The 16,526-nt window shown below is 69.7% G+C and carries 15 protein-coding genes; 10 read left to right on the top strand and 5 right to left on the bottom strand.

Annotated features, from left to right (window positions below; genetic code table 11):
• The first annotated feature begins 118 nt into the window (after nucleotides 1-118).
• The 4 genes from E1181_RS06995 to E1181_RS06980 all read left to right on the top strand — a co-directional run bounded on the left by E1181_RS06995 (nucleotide 119) and on the right by E1181_RS06980 (nucleotide 5,355).
• On the top strand, nucleotides 119-985 hold the full coding sequence (locus E1181_RS06995; RefSeq protein ID WP_132673216.1) for an amidohydrolase family protein: 867 nt from the start codon (nucleotides 119-121) through the stop codon (nucleotides 983-985).
• A 33-nt stretch (nucleotides 986-1,018) separates the two neighbouring features.
• The gene (locus E1181_RS06990) at nucleotides 1,019-2,374 is read left to right on the top strand and encodes an alpha/beta hydrolase (RefSeq protein ID WP_132673128.1); all 1,356 of its coding nucleotides are present in this window, start codon (nucleotides 1,019-1,021) and stop codon (nucleotides 2,372-2,374) included.
• 71 nt (nucleotides 2,375-2,445) lie between these two features.
• Entirely contained in the window at nucleotides 2,446-3,762 is a 1,317-nt protein-coding gene (locus tag E1181_RS06985) for an MFS transporter (RefSeq protein ID WP_132673127.1), read from the top strand.
• Nucleotides 3,763-3,900: 138 nt separating this feature from the next.
• Nucleotides 3,901-5,355: an APC family permease gene (locus E1181_RS06980; protein ID WP_132673126.1), complete on the top strand. Its 1,455-nt coding sequence runs from the start codon at nucleotides 3,901-3,903 to the stop codon at nucleotides 5,353-5,355.
• On the opposite strand, the gene E1181_RS32720 is transcribed toward E1181_RS06980, so the two are convergent.
• A complete protein-coding gene (locus E1181_RS32720; RefSeq protein WP_281420736.1) occupies nucleotides 5,352-5,717 on the bottom strand; it encodes a response regulator transcription factor in 366 nt (121 codons plus the stop codon). The two genes, E1181_RS06980 and E1181_RS32720, sit on opposite strands and share 4 nt — an antisense overlap.
• A 263-nt stretch (nucleotides 5,718-5,980) precedes the next feature.
• Here E1181_RS32720 and E1181_RS06970 point away from each other — a divergent pair, with 263 nt between their 5' ends.
• Both E1181_RS06970 and E1181_RS06965 read left to right on the top strand, forming a co-directional pair.
• Entirely contained in the window at nucleotides 5,981-7,264 is a 1,284-nt protein-coding gene (locus E1181_RS06970) for a glutamate decarboxylase (RefSeq protein WP_268952439.1), read from the top strand.
• Nucleotides 7,265-7,283: 19 nt separating this feature from the next.
• Complete coding sequence (locus E1181_RS06965) at nucleotides 7,284-8,216, top strand: nitrilase-related carbon-nitrogen hydrolase (protein WP_132673124.1); 933 nt, start codon at nucleotides 7,284-7,286, stop codon at nucleotides 8,214-8,216.
• Between the two features lies 1 nt (nucleotide 8,217).
• Here the strand turns inward: E1181_RS06965 and E1181_RS06960 are convergent, their stop codons facing one another.
• Nucleotides 8,218-8,988: a LamB/YcsF family protein gene (locus tag E1181_RS06960; protein WP_132673123.1), complete on the bottom strand. Its 771-nt coding sequence runs from the start codon at nucleotides 8,986-8,988 to the stop codon at nucleotides 8,218-8,220.
• A gap of 179 nt (nucleotides 8,989-9,167) precedes the next feature.
• On the opposite strand from E1181_RS06960, the gene E1181_RS06955 reads away from it, so the two are divergent.
• The 4 genes from E1181_RS06955 to E1181_RS06940 are packed head-to-tail and all read left to right on the top strand — an operon-like array spanning nucleotide 9,168 to nucleotide 12,647.
• Nucleotides 9,168-10,061, top strand: coding sequence for a 5-oxoprolinase subunit B family protein (locus E1181_RS06955; protein WP_207918939.1), 894 nt, complete (start codon nucleotides 9,168-9,170; stop codon nucleotides 10,059-10,061).
• Nucleotides 10,058-11,038 carry a 5-oxoprolinase subunit C family protein gene (locus E1181_RS06950; protein WP_132673120.1) on the top strand — a complete coding sequence of 327 codons (981 nt, stop codon included), beginning with the start codon at nucleotides 10,058-10,060 and terminating at the stop codon, nucleotides 11,036-11,038. The genes E1181_RS06955 and E1181_RS06950 overlap by 4 nt, the downstream gene beginning before the upstream one ends.
• A 20-nt stretch (nucleotides 11,039-11,058) precedes the next feature.
• Nucleotides 11,059-11,298 (top strand): acetyl-CoA carboxylase, encoded by a 240-nt coding sequence (locus E1181_RS06945; protein ID WP_132686119.1) that lies wholly within the window; start codon nucleotides 11,059-11,061, stop codon nucleotides 11,296-11,298.
• Nucleotides 11,295-12,647, top strand: coding sequence for an acetyl-CoA carboxylase biotin carboxylase subunit (locus tag E1181_RS06940; protein ID WP_132673118.1), 1,353 nt, complete (start codon nucleotides 11,295-11,297; stop codon nucleotides 12,645-12,647). The genes E1181_RS06945 and E1181_RS06940 overlap by 4 nt, the downstream gene beginning before the upstream one ends.
• Before the next feature lie 54 nt (nucleotides 12,648-12,701).
• Here E1181_RS06940 and E1181_RS06935 read toward each other — a convergent pair whose 3' ends face one another.
• The 3 genes from E1181_RS06935 to E1181_RS06925 all read right to left on the bottom strand — a co-directional run bounded on the left by E1181_RS06935 (nucleotide 12,702) and on the right by E1181_RS06925 (nucleotide 16,526).
• On the bottom strand, nucleotides 12,702-13,880 hold the full coding sequence (locus tag E1181_RS06935; RefSeq protein WP_132673116.1) for a Cmx/CmrA family chloramphenicol efflux MFS transporter: 1,179 nt from the start codon (nucleotides 13,878-13,880) through the stop codon (nucleotides 12,702-12,704).
• Nucleotides 13,881-14,336: 456 nt separating this feature from the next.
• Nucleotides 14,337-15,815, bottom strand: coding sequence for an amidase (locus E1181_RS06930; protein WP_132673114.1), 1,479 nt, complete (start codon nucleotides 15,813-15,815; stop codon nucleotides 14,337-14,339).
• A gap of 66 nt (nucleotides 15,816-15,881) precedes the next feature.
• Nucleotides 15,882-16,526 (bottom strand): alpha/beta fold hydrolase, encoded by a 645-nt coding sequence (locus E1181_RS06925; RefSeq protein WP_132673112.1) that lies wholly within the window; start codon nucleotides 16,524-16,526, stop codon nucleotides 15,882-15,884.

The following is a 16,526-nucleotide window of genomic DNA, read 5'->3' as shown; positions in this document are numbered from 1 at the left end:
CAGCGTAGTCACGTCCAATGTTGGGCACAATGTTGACGGCCGTCATCAAATCGCCGTACTTTCAGTCCGGTCGGCACGCTCGCGGAAGGGACCTCCGACTGCCATGACCGGACACGCCATGAACGTCGACGAACTGGTCGCCATCGACGTGCACACCCACGCCGAGATCTCCAAGGACGGGCACGGATCGCTCAGCCCCGAGCTGTTCGGAGCGTCGGAGGAGTACTTCAAGGCCCACGGGCACCGGCAGCCGAGCATCACCGAGATGGCCGACCACTACCGGCAGCGGCGGATGGCGGCGGTGGTGTTCACCGTGGACGCCGAACACGCCACCGGGCACCCGCGCATCGCCAACGAGGAGGTCGCCGAGAGCTGCGCCGAGCACCCCGAGGTGCTGATCCCGTTCGCGAGCGTGGACCCGTGGAAGGGCAAGGCGGGTGTGCGGGAGGCGCGCCGCCTGGTCACCGAGCACGGGGTGCGAGGGTTCAAGTTCCACCCGAGCATCCAGGGGTTCTCGCCGAACGACCCGATGGCCTATCCGCTGTACGAGGCGATCGAGGAGCTCGGCGTCCCGGCGCTGTTCCACACCGGGCAGACCGGCATCGGTGCGGGAGTGCCCGGTGGTGGCGGTATCCGCATGAAGCACGCGAACCCGATGCTCGTCGACGACGTGGCCGTCGACTTCCCCGAGCTGCGGATCATCCTGGCGCACCCGTCCTTCCCGTGGCAGGACGAGGCGCTGGCGGTGGCCACGCACAAGCCCTACGTCTACATCGACCTGTCGGGCTGGTCGCCGAAGTACTTCCCGCCGCAGCTCGTGCACTACGCCAACTCGCTGCTGCAGGACAAGGTCCTGTTCGGCTCCGACTACCCGGTGATCACGCCCGACCGGTGGCTGTCGGACTTCGAGAAGCTCGACATGAAACCGCACGTCCGTCCGAAGATCCTCAAGGACAACGCGGTCACTCTGCTCGGGCTGAAGTAGGCCCCCGCGCCACTGCTGTTGAGGAGATGGGCGATGAGACACCGCCTCGCAACGCTCGCTGCGTCCGCAGTGCTCACGGCGTCCGCGGCCGTGCCGGCCTTCGCCGCGGACGGACCCGCCCACGTCGAGGGTGCGCTGGCCAGCGGCGCCACCTGGGTGATGGACGTGCCGGAGAACTGGAACGGCACCGTCCTGCTGTTCAGCCACGGTTACCGGGCTTCCGGTGAACCCAATCCCGCTGAGAACGCGCCGAGCGAGCAGACGGCTGCGATCGCGCTGCGGCAGGGCTACGCCCTCATCGGCTCGTCCTACGCCACCACCGGATGGGCCGTCGAGCAGGCCGTACCCGATCAACTGGCCACATTGGACGAATTCACCACGCGGTTCGGGAAAGCGCGGCGGACGATCGCGTGGGGCCAGTCCTACGGCGGGCTGGTCACCACCACGATCGCCGAGCGCAACGCCGATCGGATCGACGGAACTCTGTCGATGTGCGGACTGGTGCACGGCGGCGTCGCCAACTGGAACAGCACGCTCGACGCCGCGTACGCGGTGAAAACCCTGCTGGATCCCGGGTCGGACCTGCCGCTGGTCGATTTCCCCGACCAGGTGGCGGCTTCCAGGGCCGCCACCGCCATGACCGGCGTGGTCGATCAGGCGCAGTCGACCCCGCAGGGGCGCGCGCGAATCGCCCTCGCCGCCGCGCTGCACAACATTCCCGGCCACAACGACCCCGCCCAGCCCGAACCGGGCGACCGCGACTGGGAAGCGCAGCAGCGCAACCAGTACGAGGTCATGACGCGGTTCCCCACCACGGCGATGGAGTGGCGCCAGGAGGCCGAATCCCGCGCAGGCGGCAACATGTCCTGGAACACCGGCGTCGACTACGCGGCGATGCTCACCGACTCGCCCTACGCGGCTGAGGTCGAAGGGCTCTACGCCGCTGCCGGGCTGTCGCTGCACGACGACCTGACCGCGCTGGCCGGCGGCCCGCGCATCACCGCCGAACCCGGGGCCGTGGACTACATGACCCGCAACGTGGCCTTCACCGGTGAGCTGACCAAGCCGCAGCTGGACATCCACACCACGGGTGACGGCCTGGTCCCCGTGCAGGTCGCCAGCGCCCACCGCGACGCGGTGAGCGAGGCAGGGGCGTCCCGGCTGCTGCGGCAGTCCTACGTCGACCGCCCCGGCCACTGCAACTTCACCGCGGGCGAACAGCTCGCCGCCCTGCACACCGTGGAAACCCGCCTCGACACCGGGCGGTGGGGGAGCACCGAGCCCGCTGCGATGAACGCTCGCGCCGAAGTGGCCGAACCCGGCGCCGACCACGCCTACGCCCCATACCAACCCGACCCCTACCCGCGCCCCCACGACCTCGACGACTGATCAAACCATCCGATGTGGACGGTCAATCCGCGTTGGTGCCGGTGGCACCCCGACGACGAGGGTCTTCAAGCATGGCAGATTCGGCCACACCTCCACCGGCGCAGCTGCGACGCGCCGTCGCGTCCAGCTTCCTGGGCAGCGTGATCGAGTACTACGACTTCCTGCTCTACGCGACGGCGTCGGCGGTCGTGTTCAGCCAGGTGTTCTTCACCAACCTCGACCCGCTGGTGGCGACAGTGGCCAGCTTCGGCACGTTCGCCACCGGGTACCTGGCGCGCCCGATCGGCGGTCTGGTCTTCGGCCACTTCGGAGACCGGCTCGGCCGCAAGCGGATGCTGGTGCTCACGATGCTGCTGATGGGCATCGCCAGCTCGCTGATCGGGCTGCTGCCCACCTACGCGCAGATCGGCGTGTGGGCGCCGCTGGGACTCGTGCTGCTGCGGGTCCTGCAAGGTGTTGCCGTCGGCGGTGAGTGGGGCGGGGCGGTGCTGATGTCGGCCGAGCACGCCACCTCGCGACGCGGTCTCTGGGCGAGCTTCGCCAACGCCGGTGCGCCCTGCGGCATGGTGCTGTCCACCGCGGTGCTGACCGGCACGGCCGCGATCCTCGGCGACGACGCGTTCCTGGCCTGGGGCTGGCGCATCCCGTTCCTGCTCAGCATCGCGCTGCTGGTGCTGGGGCTGTTCGTGCGGCTGAAGGTCGCCGAACCCCGGCTGTTCCAGGAATCCGAGCCGGCCAGGAGGGCACCGCTGATCGAGGTGCTGCGCACCAGGCCGAAGCAGCTCGCGCTCGGCGCCGGCGTGGGGCTCTCGGCGTTCGTGGCGCAGTCCACCCTGACCACCTTCGTGCTCGCCTACGGCGTGCAGGCCGGGTTCAGCAGGCAGGCGGTGCTCAACGCGATCACGATCTCCTCCGCGTGCGCGGTCGTGGGCATCATCGCGTGGTCGGCCGCGTCGGACCGCCTCGGCAGGCGACCGGTCGTGCTGGTGGGAGCCATCGCCATGGCCGTCTACAGCTTCGCCCTGTTCCCGATGGTCGACAGCGGGAGCGGCGCCCTGCTGGTGATCGCGCTGGTGCTCGGGCAGGGCGTGCTGCACCCGATGATGTACGGGCCGCTCGCCGCCCTGTACACCGAGCTGTTCAGCACCGGGAGCCGGTACACCGGAGCCTCCCTCGGCTACCAGCTGGCGGGGTTGGGCGGCGGTCTCGCCCCGGTGCTGTTCGCGCAGCTGCAGAGCAGCGGAGCGGGCACGATCGCGCTCTCCGGCACGATCACCGCCTTCTGCGCCCTCACCGTCGGGTGCGTGCTGGCCCTCAGCGAGACCAGCGGCCACGACCTGAGCGGCACCGCACGAGCGCAGCGCGTCGAAGGCGGAACCCTGCCCTGAGAACCGACAACCACCTCCTTGCCGTATTGAACTGATCGGGTGCCTGGTCGACTCTGTCGGACGGTGGCGCTCTGCTCCTCGAGATCCGCTCCCCGCCACCTCCACTCGTCTGATCCCGTTCGGTCGGAAGGAGCTGATGTGGCCACGTCCAGCGCTGCATCGTCGAGCAGGCTCGTGCCGGATCAGCTGGGCACCGCCGGAGTGGTGTTCCTGGTGCTGGCGGCGGTCGCGCCGCTGACCGCCGCCATCGTCGTCGCGGGCCTGGCGATCGGGCTCGGCGGTGGTGGTGGAACCGTCGTCGCCTACCTGGCCGTGGCGGTCGTGCTGCTGCTTTTCGCGGTCGGCTACGCCCAGATGTCGCGAGAGGTCGTCAGCGCGGGCGGGTTCTACGCGTTCGTGGTGCGAGGACTGGGCCGGCCCGCGGGTCTGGTGGCCGGGTTCATCGCCACCACGGGCTACAACTTCTTCGTCGCCGGAGCGATGGGCACGGCCGGGTTCTACACCTCGTCGGCGCTGGCCGACCTGCTGGGGATCGACGTGCACTGGTACCTCAGCGCCCTGGTCATCATGACGGCCGCGTTCCTGTTCGCCCGATCGGGGATCAGCATCAGCGCCCGGGCTCTGGGCATCGCGCTCGTGCTCGAAGTCCTCGTGCTCGTCGCCTTCAGCGCCTCGGTGCTGATCCGAACCGGGTTCAGCTTCGACGCGTTCAGCACCGAGGCCATCACCGGGGGAGCGCCGGCCGTCGGCCTGCTGCTGGCCTCCACCGCCTTCCTGGGCTTCGAAGCGACATCGCTGTTCAGCGAGGAGGCGAGGCGACCGGAACGCACCATCCCGCGCGCCACCTACCTCGCGATCGCGCTCATCGGGCTGATCCACGGGGTGACGGTGTGGGCCGTGGTCAGCGCGGTCGGCGTGGCCGACGCGCAGCGCGTCGCCGAGCAGCACCTGGCCGACGGCGACCTGCTGTTCGCGCTGATCGACGACTACCTGGGCGGGTTCCTCCTCGGGGTCGTGGTGGTCCTGCTTGTGGTGAGCCTGTTCGCCGCGCAGCTGGCCTTCCACAACGTCGCCGGGCGCTACCTGTTCTCCCTCGGCCGCGCGGGAGTGCTGCCCGGCGGGCTGGCGCGCACCCGCGACAACGGCGTGCCGCAGGGGGCGCTGTCGGTCAACGCGGTGTTCGCCGCCGTGGTCGCGGGGGCTTTCGCCGCGTTCGGACTCGACGTGATCACCACGCTGGTACCGGTCATGGTCGGCTTCGGGACGCTGTGCATCATCGTGCTGCAGGCGCTGGCCGCGCTGTCGATCGTCGTGCACTTCCGGCGCGCGGCCGATCCCCGGATGTGGTCCACGTTGGTGGCACCCGGGCTCGGTTTCCTCGGCCTGCTCTCGATTTCGGTGATGGCGGTGGCCAATTTCGGACTGCTGGCCGGATCCGAGGCGTCCTACGTGACCGCACTGCCGTGGCTGCTGCCGGTCGTCGCGCTCGGCGGGTTCGCCCACGCGGCACACCTCCGGGCGAGGCGCCCGGAGGTGTACGAGGGGCTGGATGTCGACCTCGAGCGGTTCGGCGGTACCACTCCCACGAGCTAGCCCATGCGGCCCAGCGCCTTCACGACGGCCGAAGTCCGGTCGCCCACACCGAGTTTCGTGAAGATGTTTCGGAGGTGGTTCTTGACCGTGCGTTCCGATATCCCCAGTGATCGTCCGATCTGCCTGTTGGAGCAGCCGCGAGCGAGGTGATCGAGGACCTCGCGCTCCCGCTTGGTCAGCGGCGAAAGCACCTCGGTCAGCGTGGTTTCGGAGGAGTCCGATGATTCGAGCATGTTGATCCTTAATGAAGCTAACTGACCGACTTGGTTCAGAACCTGACGCATCGCACGCGAGTGCTCGACGGCCTCGTGCAGCAACGCGGTGATCGCCCGGTCCAGAGCCCGGTCAGAGGAACGGGCCATGAGATGCCTCCACTCGGGCGGATCGTCCGGGGGCACCCTGCACCCGTCCTCTCCTACTTCCCATTTCGCCACAGCATTACGCGCGAATTACGACCCTGTCCGCGAATCCCTCGTATGAGTGGGGAATTGCCCCGTGTGGACCAGTCCCAGCGGCCTGGAACTAGTTCGGAAGATCTGGGGCGAATTGTTCATGGCACCTGGGTCCTGCCTGGTCGTAGCGTTGATCGTGTTCCGCACACAACCAGGAAAAGGGGCATTCGACGATGTCTGCTTTGCCGAAGGCGTTCGAGGAATCGTCGGGTTGCTCGACGCAACTTCGGGGCGGGATCCCTCTATTCGGAATGGACGCGGATGAGGCTTTCAACGCCGTCACGGAAAGGCTGAGCGGAGACGGCCCGCCGGAACGCAACCTCGCGACCTTCCTGACCACATCGATCGAACCGGAGGCTCACCGGCTGTACCGCGAGTACCTGAACTACAACCTCGTCGACCGAGAGCAGTACCCGGCCATCGACGCGCTGCTGCGCGAGTGCGTCGACATCATCGGTGCGCTGTGGCACGGAGATGCGAGCAAGGTCGTGGGCAGTGCCACCACCGGGTCCAGCGAGGCGGCGATGCTCGCCGGTGCGTCCTTGCTGCGGACCTGGCAGGACCGCACCGGAGATCGGCGGACCCGGCCGAACATCGTCATGGGGGCGGGCGCGCACGCGTGCTGGAAGAAGTTCTGCCGCCACTGGGGGGTGGAGGCGCGCGTCGCCCCGGCGACCGGCGGCGGACCCGCGCTCGACGGCAGCGCGGTCGAGCGGCTCTGCGATGAGCGGACCATCGGAGTCGTCGGGATCCTGGGGTCCACTCTGGACGGCCGCTACGAACCCATCGCCGAGATCGCGGAGAGGCTGGACCAGCTGGAGGAGCAGCGCGGTATCGACGTTCCGCTGCACGTCGACGCCGCATCGGGCGGTTTCATCGCACCGTTCCTGGATCCCGAGCTGCTCTGGGACTTCCAGATCCCGCGAGTGGTCTCGATCAACGCGTCCGGTCACAAGTCCGGCATGGTGCTGCCGGGCCTGGGCTGGTTGCTGTGGCGGGACCGCAGCCGTCGCCGTCCCGAACTGGGGGTTCGGATCAACTACCTCGGCGGCGACGACGCCCACTACGAGCTGACCTTCTCCAGGTCGGCGGCCCCCGTGGTCATCCAGTACTACAACTTCGTGCGCCTCGGGTTCGCCGGTTTCCGCGCCGTGCACGCCCGGTCCCGGTCGCTCGCGCAGCGGCTGGCCACGCGGTTGCAGGCGACCGGACGGCTCCGGGTGCTGGGCGACGGCAGCGAGTTACCCGTGGTCGTGGTGACCGCGGAACGACCCATCGACCTGCGGGAGGTGTCCAAGCGACTGGCCGAAATCGGCTGGTCCGTACCCGTCTACACCTTCCCGCCGAAGCTCGACGACGTCGAGGTGATGCGCATCGTCGTGCGCGGTGATCTCACGTCGGAAGCGGTCGAGAACCTCGCGACCGCTGTCGAGGAATTCGTTTCCCACGCGAACTGATCGGAAAAGGAGAACATCCATGCGTCCCGTCCGAATCGTCAGCCGGTTGACCGACCGCGAACCACCGCGGGCCGGCACCGGGATTCGCCTCGCGCTGTTCCAGGGCGAGAACCCCTCGGGCACTCCCGAGGCGGTGGCGGAGAACCTCCTCCGGATGGAGGAGGTGTTGGCGCTCGCCGCCGGCTACGGCAGCCAGCTGTGCGCCTTCCCCGAGTGCTTCAACACCGGCTACGCGCTCAACCGCGAGCTCTGCGAGCAGCTCGCCGAGCCGAGTGACGGAAGGAGCGTCGAACTGGCCAAGAAGCTGTCCACGCAGCACGAGATCGCCGTCGCCCTGCCCTACGTGGAACGGGGCGCCAACGATGCGCTGCACGACTCGGTGGCCCTCGTCGCCGACGGAGAGCTCAAGGCCAACTACCGCAAGACCCACCTCTACGGTGACGCCGAACGGGTGAACTTCACGCCGGGGCACGACCTGCCACCCGTCCTTCAGGTGAACGGGTTCCCGGTCGGGTTGCTCAACTGCTACGAGTGCGAGTTCCCGCCGCTGTACCAGAGCCTGGTGCGGCGGGGAGCGCGGCTGATCGTCGGTCCCACGGCCGCCGACCGGCACTTCACGCTCCAGAACGGGAACCCGACGCTGGTGGCCTACCCCGACGCCACCGAGCACATCATCCCCGCGATGGCCGCCGTCTGGCGGGTTTTCGTGGCCTACGCCAACCGCCGCGGCTGGGAGGTGTCCGACCGCGGCCAGTGGGAGTACCGGGGCAACTCCGGCATCTGGGCGCCGGACGGCTCCCCGGTGGTCAGCGCGGGCCCGGAGGAACGCGCGGTGGACTCGCTGCTGCTGGCCGACTGCCTGCCGGAAGCGGTGCCGCCGTTCAGCCCGGAAGGTGATCACCTGAGCGATTCGCGGATGGCCGAATCCGAGAGGCTGCTGCCCGCAGTCTGATTCAGCCCCGAGCGTCCGCCACTTCGGCCATCGGGGCCAGACGGACACCCGCGGAGGCGAACCGCTCGCGGATCGCCTCCGCGATGTCCACCGCGTTCGGCCGGTCGCCGTGCAGGCAGATCGTGTCGGCGTCCACCGGGATGGGGTTGCCCGTCACGGAGCGCACCTCACCCCGCAGGACGGCCTCCGCCTGGTCCGCGCAGGTCTGCGGCGACTTCGGCAGCGGCTCCGGTTCGATGATGATGTGCCCGGAGTCGTCGTAGTCGAGGTCGGCGAAGGCCTCCCGCACCACCGGGAACCCGCGTTCGGCGAGGCGTTCGGACACGGGCCCTGCCAGCAGCACGACCCGCACGCCGGGAGCCGCGGTCGCGATGGCCTCCACGATGGCTTCGGCGACCCCCTCGTCCTTGAGCGTCAGCCCGTAGAACGCGCCGTGCGGCTTGACGTGCCGGATCGTCTCACCGCACCGAGCGGCGATCGCCTGCAGCGCCCCGAACTGGTACAGGCAGGCGCGCGCGGCGTCCTCCGGGCTCAGGGCCATGGCCCGCCTGCCGAAACCGGCGAGGTCGGGGAAACCCGGGTGCGCGCCGACCGCGGTGTCGCCGTCGCGTGCCAGTTCGACGGACCGCTGCATCGTCGCCGGGTCCCCGGCGTGCCAGCCGCAAGCGATGTTCACCGACGTCACGAGGGGGATGAGGCGGGCGTCGTCACCGAGACGCCACCGCCCGAAGCTCTCCCCGGCATCAGCGTTGAGATCGACGAGAGTGCGCATGGACTCACCTCCGGATCCGGGCGCCCACCTTAGTTTCCGGTGATTGCGCACGCAGATCAATCAGCCTATCCTCTCACTCGAAGGTGGTCGATTGGTGACCGACGCGCTGCGTCGAGCCGTCCCGCGGCGCATTCTCGACTGGCACTCGTCGGGGGATGCGGAGGTGCGCCGTGACCGTGATGGAGGTTCAACTACCACCGGCTCGGTACGAATTCGGCGGGGATGAGTTCATCTTCGTCGAAATCGACCGCGAGATGAGCTTGGAGGCCAATCTCAAGGCCATGGCCATCACCGGCGCGTTGCGCCGGGAGAACATCGACGGGGTCATCGACATCTGCCCGTCGAACGCTTCATACCTCGTTCGGCTGGATCCGGATCGCCTGCATCCGACCGAACTCGTCGAGGAACTGCGCCGACTGGAGCGCACGGCCGGCGAGCTGCGCAGCGATGACGCTGTCAGCACCCGGATCGTGGACGTGCCGGTGCTCTTCGACGACCCGTGGACGCGCGAAACCCTGATGAGGTTCCGCGATCGCCACCAGGACCCCGAGGTCACCGACCTCGAATACGCCGCCAGGATCAACGGGTTCTCCGATGTGCCGTCGCTGATCGAGTCGATCACCTCGGCGCCGTTCCTGGTCACGATGCTCGGGTTCGTCCCGGGGCTTCCGTTCTGCTACCAGATGGTTCCGCGCGACCGGCAGATCGAGGTGCCCAAGTACGTGCGCCCGCGCACCGACACGCCCGAGCGCGCTTTCGGCTACGGCGGCGCGTTCTCCGTGGTGTACCCGGTGCGCGGAGCCGGTGGGTACCAGCTGTTCGGGATCGCCCCCGCTCCGGTCTTCGACCTGGCGCAGCGGCTTCCCGACTTCGCCGACGACATCGCGTTCCCACGACCCAGCGATGTGCTGCGGTACCGGGCGATCGACCGGGACGAGTACGACCGCACGCGCGTGGAGGTCGAGGAGGGCCGGTTCCGCTACCGGATCCGCGAGGCGGAACTCCTTCCGGCGGAACTGCTCGCCGACCCGGACGCGGTCAACCGCGGGCTGTTGGAGGTGCTGTACAGATGAGTTCCTTGATCGTGCGCACGAGCGGCCTGTCCACGACGGTCCAGGACTCGGGCCGGGACGGCCAGTACGCCATCGGTATGCCGCCTTCGGGCGCGATGGACCAGTACTCCTACGCGGTCGCGAACCTGCTGGTCGGCAACCCCGACGGCGCCGCCGTGCTGGAGGCGACCTACATCGGGCCGGAGCTGGAGTTCACCGATTCCCGCAGCGTCGCGGTCACCGGCGCCGACAGCGTCGTCACCATCAACGGCGAATCGGCGTCGACCTGGCAGACGCTGGGGGTGAAGGCCGGTGACGTCCTGGCGGTGAAGGCCGTGCGCGCGGGTGCCCGGCCCTACATCGCGATCAGCGGCGGGGTGGACGTGCCGCTCTACCTCGGCTCGCGCTCGACCTACATGCTCACCGGCATCGGCGGTTTCGAGGGTCGCGCGCTGGTCGACGGCGACCGGCTCCCGCTCGGCGGGGCGGTCGAATCACCCGCGCTGGGCACCGAGATCCCCGCCGAACTCATTCCGGAGTTCCCGGACGCGACCGTGCTTCGCCTGGTCGTCGGGTTGTGCGCCTACCGGTTGACCGAGCGAGCGCTGGAGTCGTTCCTCACCACCGAGTGGAAGGTCACCAAGGACGCCGACCGGGTGGGCTACCGGTTGCGCGGCGGCTCGCTGGAGTTCGTCGAGCGGGAGCAGCCGTTCGGCGCGGGGAGCGATCAGGCCAACGTCGTCGACCTCGGCTACCCGGTCGGCTCGGTGCAGGTTCCCGGCGGTGACGAGCCGATCGTGCTGCTCAACGACGCGGTCACCGGTGGCGGGTACGCGACCATCGGCACCGTGATCTCGGTGGACCGCGATCGGATGGCGCAGGCCAGGACCGGCAGCAAGGTGCAGTTCGAGCGGGTGGACATCGATGGTGCGGTGGCCGCCCGGTCGGAGCGGCGTGCACGTCTTGAAAAAGCGCGGGCGGCGGTAGCCGGCGCCTAGAGCCGGCGGAGGGGGAAACGATGTCCACAGTGGATGCTCAGATGCCCGGTGTCTTCTACCGGCGTCCATCGCCCGAATCGGACCCGTACATCGAGCCCGGAACCGTGGTGCGGTCCGGGCAGACGATCGGGCTCATCGAGGTGATGAAGACCTTCAACGAGATCAAGGCCGACCGCGAGTGCCGGGTCAGCAAGATCTTGCTCGACGACGGTGACGAGGTGGACATCGGCCAGACGATGTTCGAGGTCGATGACGTATGAGCGGCCTGCGGCGAGTGATGGTGGCCAACCGCGGTGAGATCGCGGTTCGGATCATCCGTGCGTGCCACGTTGCGGGTGTCGAAGCGGTGGCGGTCTACTCCGACGCCGACGAGCGCTCGAAATGGGTTCGGATGGCCGATGATGCGGTGCACATCGGCCGTTCCGCCGCGCAGAAGTCGTACCTGGATCCGGACGCGCTGCTCAAGGCGGCCCGTGCCACCGAGGTCGACGCGGTGCACCCGGGTTACGGCTTCCTCTCCGAGAGCGGCGCATTCGCCAGGGCGATCGACGAGGCGGGGCTGGTGTTCATCGGTCCTCGACCGGCGGTCCTGGAGCAGATGGGTGACAAGGCGGCCGCGCGCAGTGCGGCCGCCTCGGCCGGTGTGCCGGTGGTGCCCGGAACCGACCCGATCGAGGATCCGGCCGACGTCCCCCGGCTGGCCGCGGAGCTCGGATTCCCGTTGCTGCTCAAGGCGGCGGCAGGCGGCGGTGGACGCGGCATCCGGCCGGTCCACGACCTCGAAGGTCTCCTGGACGCACTTCCCGCCGCCCAGGCGGAGGCGCGTTCGGCGTTCGGAGACCCGGCGGTCTACCTGGAGCGCGCCGTGGCCAACGCCAGGCACGTGGAGGTGCAGGTCCTCGCCGACGACCACGGCAACGTGGTGCACCTCTTCGAGCGGGACTGCTCGGTGCAGCGGCGCAGGCAGAAGCTCATCGAGGAGGCGCCGGCACCGGCCTTGCACGAGGAGACCCGGCAGGCCATCACCGCCGCGGCGGTGCGGTTGGCCGAGCACGTCGGGTACCGCGGTGCGGGCACGGTCGAGTTCCTGGTCGACGGTGACGGCAACTTCTACTTCATCGAGATGAACGCGCGGGTCCAGGTCGAGCACCCGATCACCGAGGCGATCACCGGCGTGGACATCGTCGCGGAGCAGTTGCGCATCGCCGCAGGCGAGCCGCTGTCGATGGACCAGGCCTCGATCGAGCGTCGTGGCGCGGCCGTCGAACTGCGCATCAACGCCGAGGACCCGGAGCGCGATTTCGCCCCGACCCCCGGCGAGATCGCCGTCCTGCGACTGCCGGGCGGGCCCGGAGTCCGGGTCGACACGGGCATCTCGCAGGGCGACCGGATCAGCCCGTTCTACGACTCGCTCATCGCGAAGCTCATCTGCTGGGGCGAGGACCGGGACCAGGCCTACGCCCGAGCCCGGCAGGCGCTCACCGAGTTCCACGTGGAAGGCGTGGCCAGCACAGCAGCGCTGCACCGAGAACTCACCAACGACCCGGAACTGGCAGCGGGCCCGGTCCACACCATGTGGCTGGAGCAGCATCTCAGCACGGGCCGTTGATCCACCGATCCGCGGGTGCGAACGTCCCCCGGCGGCGAGGGACGTTCGCACGCGTCAGCGGAGCACGTCGGTGCTCCTGCGGGCCGTGATGGTGGTGCGCAGGGGGAGCGCGATGAGCAGCGCCACCGCGACGAGGAGTCCGCTCGCCCAGAACGGGCCGAGGTCCCCGGCCTCGGTGCCGAGGCACGCCGCAGCGATGACGGGTCCGACGACGGCGCCCGCGTTCAGCGCCGCGGTCGCGTACGAGCCGGCCATGGTGGGAGCTCCCTCGGCCTCGTGGAGGACTCGCGCGATCAGCGTGCTGCCCAGCGCGAACGACAGCGCTCCCTGCACGAGCACGAGGATCAGCAGCGCGACCGGCTCGCTGGCCAGCATCGCCGTGGCCGGCCATCCGACGAGCAGCAGCGGGCCGCCGACCGCGATGACCTGACCGGGGCTCCGGTCGGACAGCCGACCGGCGACCGTGACGCCGACGAAGGAACCGGCGCCGAAGAGCACCAGCGCCGCGGAGATCCACAACTCGCCCAAGCCCGCGCTGCCGGTCACCACGGGGGCGAGGAAGGTGAGGCTCGCGAAGGTCGCCGCGTTCACCAGCGCGCCGAGCAACATCACCAGGACCAGCGGTGGCCTCGTGAGCTGGGCGAGTTCCGCCCGCAAGGCGGGCGTGCCGGTCGCCTCCCATTCGTCGCGCCCGGCCGGGATTCCCCTCAGGACGCCGAGAGCGGCGGGCAGGCAGAGGGCGGCGACGGCCCAGAAGGTCGCCCGCCAGCCGAGCACCGCGCCCAGCAGCGACCCGCCGGGGACACCGGCGATCGTGGCCACCGTCGTGCCCGACAGCAGCACGGCCAGCGCTCGTCCCTTCCTGTCGGGCGGGACCAGCGCGGTGGCAGCGGTCAGGGCGAGGGCGAGGAACCCCGCGTTCGCGAGGGCGGCGACGACTCGGGTGGTGAACAGGACGGCGAAGCTCGAGGTCGTCGCGCCCACGGCGTGAGCTGCCGCGAAAGCGAGGACGAACCCGAGGAGGCTGGAGCGCCTGGGCCAGGTGCGGGCGAGCGCGGCCACGAGGGGAGCGCCCACGACCATGCCGATCGCGAAGGCCGAGGTGAGGGCGCCTGCTGTTCCGACCGTGACGTCGAGATCCGAGGCGAGGTCCGGCAGGAGGCCGGCGAGCATGAACTCCGAGGTGCCCATGGCGAAGACCGCCACGGCGAGCAGGTGCAGAGGGAGAGGCATCGAGTGGCTCCGAGGTGAGAACGAGAGGGTCATCTCGTCACCGCGGCCAGCCCCGAGCGCGCACTCGTCACGCCGCGGGCAGCGGCGCGACGCACAGCGGCTACGAGCTCAGTGGTTCAGGGGGCTGACGGCGTGACCGAAAGCCCCCACCTCGTCCGACTCAGGACTCGACATGACGGGCACGCTACCGGACCGCTGCCCGCCGAAGCACCCAGGTTTCCCCGACCCCGGTCCGTCGCGCCTCGCGGTGGAGCGCCCCAGACCGAGTTGCCCTGAATACCGCCGTAATCGGGTACCGGATTACTGCGGTATTCGGGTACCCGAATACCGCAGTAATCCTCGTTCTGAGTGCCGCCGCGTTCGGGTCTCAGCTGCATCGGGGTTGGGGAACGGGTCTGGCGGGATTTGGGGACGCTGCGCCAGGGAGCGCGTTGGAATCGGGTGTGCCGCAGGTGGTTACCTCAGTGGTTGCTCCGCCTCGTCTCGGTTCGGTGGTCGGAAGCCGCCGAGGTGTTCTTCGAGCAGTTCGGCCAGGCGCAGCGGGGTTCGGTCCTCGTACGTCGGACCGATGAGCTGTACTCCCACCGGAAGCCCCTCGGTGGAGCAGCCCGTGGGAATTGCGGTGGCGGGCAGGCCGGGCATGGTGGCGAGACCGGCCCAGACGAGCTGGTCGAAGTACGGGTGCTCGACGCCGTCGATGTCGAGCAGGCGGTCGAGCAGACCCGGGTTGTGGTCGTGCGGGAACGCCGGAGTCGGCGTGATCGGACACGCCACGGCATCGAACTCGTCGAACAGCTGCCGCCAACCGTGGCGGTGGAGTTCGCGACGGTTGTTCACCTCGATCCAGTCGCGGTGGCTCAACACCATCCCGCGCAGCCGCGCCGCGTCGAGGCTCTGGTCGTCCGCGCTCAGCGCGGCCGCGCGGGACCGCAGCTGCTCGTACTCGTCGATCGGAAAGCGCGCCACGGAGCCGGAGAAGAGCAATTGCGTGTACAGCGTCGCGGCTTCGGCGAGATCGGGCAGCAGGGGGCTGTGCCGTTCGACGCGGGCGCCACCGGCGGCGAGCGCGTCGGCCACCCGGTTCACGCCCGCTCGCACCGCGGCGCTGGTCGCGATGAAGGGGTGCTCGTCGAGGACCAGGACCTGGAAGTCGCGGAGTCGATCGTGGCGCGGGGGCGGCAGCGTCAGCTGGTGCGCCTTGCCGAACGTCAGCGGGTCCGGTCCGACCATGACGTCGAGCAGGAGCGTGAGGTCGCGGGCGGTGCGCGCCATCGGACCGACGACGGCGAGATCGTGGTCGATCGGCAAGGCCGGACCTGGAGGCGGGACCATGCCGCGGGTCGCGGCCAGGCCGAGCGTCGGCTTGTGGGCGTGGACGCCGCAGAAGTGCGCGGGGGTGCGCAGCGAGCCGGCGAGGTCGGAGCCGATGGACAGCGCACCGAACCCGGACGCCAGGGCCGCCGCCGACCCGCCGGAGGACCCGCCGGACGTGCGGCCGTGATCCCACGGGTTGTTGGTGGTGCCGTAGATCTCGTTGAAGCTCTGCAGATCCTGCAAGCCCAACGGCACGTTGGTCTTGCCGAGCACCACCGCACCGGCGGCTTTCAGCCGCGACACCTGCACCGCGTCCTCGGCCGGTGCGAAGTCCCGGTGCTGCGGCATGCCCCAGGTCGTGGGCATCCCGGCCACGTCGTAGCACTCCTTGACCGTGACCGGGACCCCCAGCAGCGGCCGGTCCTCGCCACGGCGCAGCGCCTGGTCGGCACGACGAGCAGCCGCCCGGGCGCGATGGAAGTCGGGCACGCAGATCGCGTTGATCTCCCCGTCATGCCGCTCGATCCCGGCGATCGCCGCCTCGGTCAGCTCCGCCGAGGACACCTCACCAGCGCGCAACGCGGCCGCCAGCTCTCCGGCCGGCCGAAAGTTCTCATCCATGGATCGGACGCTAACGGCATGCCGCGGAGGCCATAAAATCCCCATTCCCGCAACGGAAAACCGGTCTCAGCCGTCGAAGAACTCCAGGGCCGCGGTCTTGAAGGTTCGGCTCGACACGGCGTTGAAGTGGTTGCGGCGGCCCAGCGAGACGTACGGGGCGTTCAGCGTCGCTGCGCAAGAGCGCGCGTCCGCGGCCACTTCGTCCTCGTCCCCCGCTGCGAGCAGGACGGGTGCCGGGGGCCGGCCGGAGAGGCGTTGGCCCGCCATGCCTTCGACGCACGGGCCGAGGTCCTCGCCGGAGAGGGCCTGCTGGACGCGGAGCATGGATTCGCGCTCGATCGGGCCGCCGCCGATCCCGCCGAGCGCGAGCGCGCGGACCCGCTCGGGAGCCAGCCGGGCCAGCGCCCAGCCGACGACGCCGCCCATCGAATAGGTCACCACGTCCACCACCGGCACCTCCGCCGCGTCGAGCACGGCGAGGACGTCGCGGGCGAGGTCGTCGGGGAAGTAGCCCGTCGTGGCGCGTTCGCTGTGGCCGTGTCCGCGCAGGTCGGTGACCACGTGGCCGCGATCGGCCACCGCGCGGAGCCAGCCGGTGCGCTCCCACGTCTGCTCCGAATCGGAGGCGAACCCGTGCAGGAACAGCACCGGCCGGGGACCGGGTTCGACGTCGTACCAGAGCTTCACGCCGTCACGAGCGGTCGCGGGCAT

The sequence above is a fragment of the Saccharopolyspora terrae genome, from assembly GCF_004348435.1.
In the GTDB taxonomy this organism is placed as follows: domain Bacteria; phylum Actinomycetota; class Actinomycetes; order Mycobacteriales; family Pseudonocardiaceae; genus Saccharopolyspora; species Saccharopolyspora endophytica.
The sequence above is the reverse complement of the archived record's forward strand: the minus strand, read 5'-3'. Positions and strand labels throughout refer to the sequence as shown.

Bases quoted from the DNA above. Each gene is read 5' to 3' on its own strand.
- E1181_RS06995 (WP_132673216.1), top strand. From the start codon at position 119: ATGAACGTCGACGAACTGGTCGCCATCGACGTGCACACCCACGCCGAG.
- E1181_RS06990 (WP_132673128.1), top strand. From the start codon at position 1,019: ATGAGACACCGCCTCGCAACGCTCGCTGCGTCCGCAGTGCTCACGGCG.
- E1181_RS06985 (WP_132673127.1), top strand. From the start codon at position 2,446: ATGGCAGATTCGGCCACACCTCCACCGGCGCAGCTGCGACGCGCCGTC.
- E1181_RS32720 (WP_281420736.1), bottom strand. From the start codon at position 5,717: ATGGCCCGTTCCTCTGACCGGGCTCTGGACCGGGCGATCACCGCGTTG.
- E1181_RS06970 (WP_268952439.1), top strand. From the start codon at position 5,981: ATGTCTGCTTTGCCGAAGGCGTTCGAGGAATCGTCGGGTTGCTCGACG.
- E1181_RS06965 (WP_132673124.1), top strand. From the start codon at position 7,284: ATGCGTCCCGTCCGAATCGTCAGCCGGTTGACCGACCGCGAACCACCG.
- E1181_RS06960 (WP_132673123.1), bottom strand. From the start codon at position 8,988: ATGCGCACTCTCGTCGATCTCAACGCTGATGCCGGGGAGAGCTTCGGG.
- E1181_RS06955 (WP_207918939.1), top strand. From the start codon at position 9,168: ATGGAGGTTCAACTACCACCGGCTCGGTACGAATTCGGCGGGGATGAG.
- E1181_RS06950 (WP_132673120.1), top strand. From the start codon at position 10,058: ATGAGTTCCTTGATCGTGCGCACGAGCGGCCTGTCCACGACGGTCCAG.
- E1181_RS06945 (WP_132686119.1), top strand. From the start codon at position 11,059: ATGTCCACAGTGGATGCTCAGATGCCCGGTGTCTTCTACCGGCGTCCA.
- E1181_RS06940 (WP_132673118.1), top strand. From the start codon at position 11,295: ATGAGCGGCCTGCGGCGAGTGATGGTGGCCAACCGCGGTGAGATCGCG.
- E1181_RS06935 (WP_132673116.1), bottom strand. From the start codon at position 13,880: ATGCCTCTCCCTCTGCACCTGCTCGCCGTGGCGGTCTTCGCCATGGGC.
- E1181_RS06930 (WP_132673114.1), bottom strand. From the start codon at position 15,815: ATGGATGAGAACTTTCGGCCGGCCGGAGAGCTGGCGGCCGCGTTGCGC.
- E1181_RS06925 (WP_132673112.1), bottom strand. From the start codon at position 16,526: ATGCCCGCGACCGCTCGTGACGGCGTGAAGCTCTGGTACGACGTCGAA.